At 48.0% G+C, this 3893-nt stretch carries 4 protein-coding genes; 2 read left to right on the forward strand and 2 right to left on the reverse strand.

Translation table 11 applies throughout. The features are described 5' to 3' along the window. Positions 1-80 (forward strand): helix-turn-helix domain-containing protein (locus tag K2Q26_14955; protein ID MBY0316817.1); only part of this gene is annotated, 80 nt, incomplete at its 5' end. 306 nt (positions 81-386) lie between these two features. Here K2Q26_14955 and K2Q26_14960 read toward each other — a convergent pair. Continuing rightward, positions 387-1427 (reverse strand): energy transducer TonB, encoded by a 1041-nt coding sequence (locus tag K2Q26_14960; GenBank protein ID MBY0316818.1) that lies wholly within the window; start codon positions 1425-1427, stop codon positions 387-389. Between the two features lie 222 nt (positions 1428-1649). Between K2Q26_14960 and K2Q26_14965 the strand changes: the two genes are divergently transcribed. After that, positions 1650-3260 (forward strand): S8 family serine peptidase, encoded by a 1611-nt coding sequence (locus K2Q26_14965; protein MBY0316819.1) that lies wholly within the window; start codon positions 1650-1652, stop codon positions 3258-3260. Here K2Q26_14965 and K2Q26_14970 read toward each other — a convergent pair. Next, the coding region (locus K2Q26_14970) for a CapA family protein (protein MBY0316820.1) at positions 3261-3893 on the reverse strand (633 nt) is incomplete at its 5' end.

Genomic DNA, 3893 nt, shown 5'->3' on the forward strand with positions numbered 1-3893 from the left:
AAAGCAGAAGTTTAAAGTATATGGCGGAGTGCCTTGGAGTGAGCCGCTCTACGATTTCAAGAGAACTGAGTAGAGGGTGAGTAATTTGCAGTTTTCTCCTCTGGAACAGCAGTGATTATTTATTCTCGATCTGTCCATCCGTGGAGGCCTTCCGCGCGGGGCGTCCTTGCCCCTTGGGCTTTCTGTTTGTGTAAGATTTTTTTTGGGATGAAATCAAAATAAGAAACCGGGTTTAATTCGGCTTGGCGGGATGCCAAGACGACAACGCTCTCATGGATGGATAGATGATCGCAAACTCTTCACTCGAGGTGCTGGTGTTAAACTGCGCGAACGTTATAACCCATTGTAATCGCGAACGCGAAGTAGAGGGCATGATCCTTTCGTCTTTAGAATTCACGGCAAAATTCTTTTAGACCTCGTGCGCACGCTTGCGTGTAGATTCGGGTGGTCTCGCTCAAGAGCCCGGCTTTGTCGTATTCGGAGTTGGCTTTGTAGCAGCCATACCGATTGAGATGCTGGAGGCAGGCTTTTTCATATCGTTCTACGGTTTTATCGAAATCTTCAGGCTCGGCGTTCTTTGTGAGTTCGAAGTTGAAGGGTAAATGCATCGCCGTGTTTATGGTGTGACCCTGGTCTCTTCGCAGAGGGTTCATCGAACTGCCCATTGAAGTATCTAATGCCGCTAGAGGATTGATGAATACCATCTGTAGCTCGTCTCCAGGGGGTGGCGAGACGATGTTAAACACGAGGGAGTTTAACGTGTGCTGAGTGTCGGGAATCTCGTGGCCGATACGAAATTCAAAGAAGAGATGAAATATTGTGGGACGATGTAGAGCGGGAGATAAGAAGTCGTCCTCTAAGGCTCTCCGCAGCGCGCCGATAATGTGAGCTTGAAGCTCTCGAGGTCCAGACAATTCGTCGATAAAGTGGGTTAAGAGTTTACCCTTTGGAGACAACAGGATTCGAGATTTTACAGAGCCTTGGATTCCCTTTCGAATCCAATCTCGTTTGTAATACACTTCACTGCGAATCTTTCTCCACACCTTGTCGGAGAATCGGGGAATTTCCATGGCTCGTTGAAAGTACGCCCCAGTTCCGTCGCCGACGTAATCTGAGTCTTCTTCGGAACAGAGTTGACCTGGGGAGCAGGGCCTTTCGGAACCTATCATCTTGGGAATTGAAGAGTGCAGCAGATTATAGAGTCGATCGGACGTTTTAGCTTTTGATCTTTGAGCGTGAGCTCGCGATTTGGACGACACTGATTTATCCAAGCTATTTTTTCGTCCCTGGAATCCATTGCGAAGTTCGATCCAAGGCGGACTCTGCTCCTTCTGGGGTTGTGGAGCTAGCGTTCTATTAGAAATTTTTATTAATCCAATAAGAAGAACCCCATGGAGACCCATCGATATAACATAATATTTGTTCATCTCTCTATTGCTCGGCAGAAACGGCCGTGTTCACAACGGATGAGCGACCGAATCGTTGGCGATAGGTTCTCAGTTGCTAGACTGCAGCAATCAGCTTCTCGCTTGCGCTTTGGTCTAAATGCGCGCCTAATATTCGAAGGGGTTTTTTGGGTGAGGGATACAGGACGTACCCTTTGAGTTTGAAAAAAGATTTAAAAATAAATCGATCTACGGAGGGGCCATATGGGTGTATCTACCCGAATTCTTATTTTAATAATGACCATGTTCATATCTCAATCGGTGCTCGCCAAGAGTCGCTACATTGTGATTTTCAAATCCACAGAAAGCATGCAGCAAGCTCGTGCTAAAAGTCGCAGTAACGAATTTTTAGGAGCTCGAGCGACGTCTCCGAAGTATCTGGAAAATGTGGATATGGCCATCATCACCGCTGAAGAAGATCAAGTGCAGGGACTCGTCCGCAATAATTTGGTCGCTAGCATCGAAAAGGAATATTTTTTTAAAGCACCTCGATTGAATCTCGGCGATGTCGTCGATTTATCTCTGACACAAAATCGCCAGATGGATCTCCCTTGGGGGATCACTGCGGTGAAGGCGCCTGAGGCTTGGGCGGTGACTAAAGGACAAGACGCTCGCGTTCTGGTTCTCGATACAGGCATCGATGCAAACCATCCTGATCTTAAGGGTCGTTTTGAAAAAGGTCGCTCTTTGATTTCAGGTAATCCGAGCTTTGCGGATACAGAAGGTCACGGGACACACGTCTCTGGAACTATTCTTGCGGACGGAACGGGTTACGGCCTTCTCGGTGTCGCGCCAGAAGCACGACTTCTTATGGGTAAAGTGTGTGGGGCTTCAGGCTGTAGCAGTGCTGCGATTGCGGAAGGTGTGAACTGGGGTATTCAAGAAAAAGTCGATGTGATTAGCATGTCCTTAGGTGGACCTTTCTTATTCCCATCACAAGCTCAGGCTTATAAAAAAGCAGAGCAAGCCAACATCGTTGTTGTTGCGGCCTCCGGGAATGGCGGAACTGCGAGCGTTTCGTATCCCGCAGCGGTAGACACCGTGATTGCGGTGGGTGCAGTTCAAGAAGATTTGAAGAAAGCGAGTTTTTCGCAGTGGGGACCTCAACTCGATGTGGTCGCTCCCGGAGTGAATACGATCTCCTCAGTTCCCGTTGGCACTGGTCGCGAAGGTTCAGTGGCGATCGATCTAGGGAATGGCGCCGAAGCGGTTGCCAATTCTGTCTTTGGAAATTCATCTCCAAATCTCAACGAAATCTCGACGGGTGAATTGGTTTATGTGGGGCTTGGAAAGCCTGAAGATCTCGTGGGTAAATCTCTTGCCGGTAAAGTGGCGTTAATTCAAAGAGGAGAGATCACCTTCGAAGAAAAAGTCAAAGCGGTTTCGAGCAAAGGCGTGGTCGGAGTGATCATCTTTAACAATACAGAAGGTCTGATTTCTGGATCGATCGAAACTCCAGTGAAATTCCCGGTCATGATGATCGAGCAAAGTGTTGGTTTACAAATTATTGAAAATTTAAACAATGGGACGGCGACTGCTAGTATGGCTGTTGTGGCAACGGATTTTGCCGCGTTCCAGGGGACGTCGATGGCTACTCCACACGTAGGTGGACTCGTCGCCCTCATTCGCTCGGCAAATAAAAACCTCACGGCAGCGCAAGTGCGCGAGATCGTAAAATCCACGTGCACACCGTTGACACCGAATGCGAATAACGAACTCGGTGCAGGTCTGATCAATGCAGAAAAAGCAGTGAATGCAGCTAAAGCCCTTTCGATTCAGCAGGGCTTTGAGTTTTCTAAAGTGGCTGGGTTTTAGTTAAAAACACTCGGCGTTGGTGATCACGTCTTCGCCGGGTTTTACGAGTCTCTCTTCACCAAACATTTCTTTTAAAAGTTTTAACGAAGCCTTCTGTTCTGCAGAGGGCTTTGCTATTTGGTTTGATGCTAACACTTGATAACCTTGCGCTCGGTCCATGTACAACGGAACGTAGCGAACTCCGTTGATCCAAGTTTTCCCATTATTTTTGGTAAGACCCAGATAAAAAATCAAGCTCGACTTTTTATTGACCGAGGATTGATTGCTCACAAAATTTCCCAAAGAAAAAACAATGGCGCCTTCGCGGCCATCTTTGGTTTTATACTTTTCCCAAGTTTGCGGGACATGGGGATGAGCGCCGATCACGGCCAAGGCCCCATCCTCCAGCCATTGGCGCCCAAAGTTTTTCTGCTGCGTATTCGGTGTGAGTTGGTATTCATTGCCCCAATGAGGGGTGACAATCACGGCATCGTAGCTGTCCTTGTTCGCTTTGATGATTTGGGAGACGCGACCGGTGTCGAAGCAATCGAGAACAAGATCTTGTTTGTCGGGGAGACCATTAGTTCCATAAGCGCAAGCCACCCAAAGTGTTTTAAGCCCCCCTTGCTCCATCACGACGTGAAAATCTTCCGA

This window comes from Bdellovibrionales bacterium, from assembly GCA_019750295.1.
In the GTDB taxonomy this organism is placed as follows: Bacteria; Bdellovibrionota; Bdellovibrionia; order Bdellovibrionales; family JAGQZY01; genus JAIEOS01.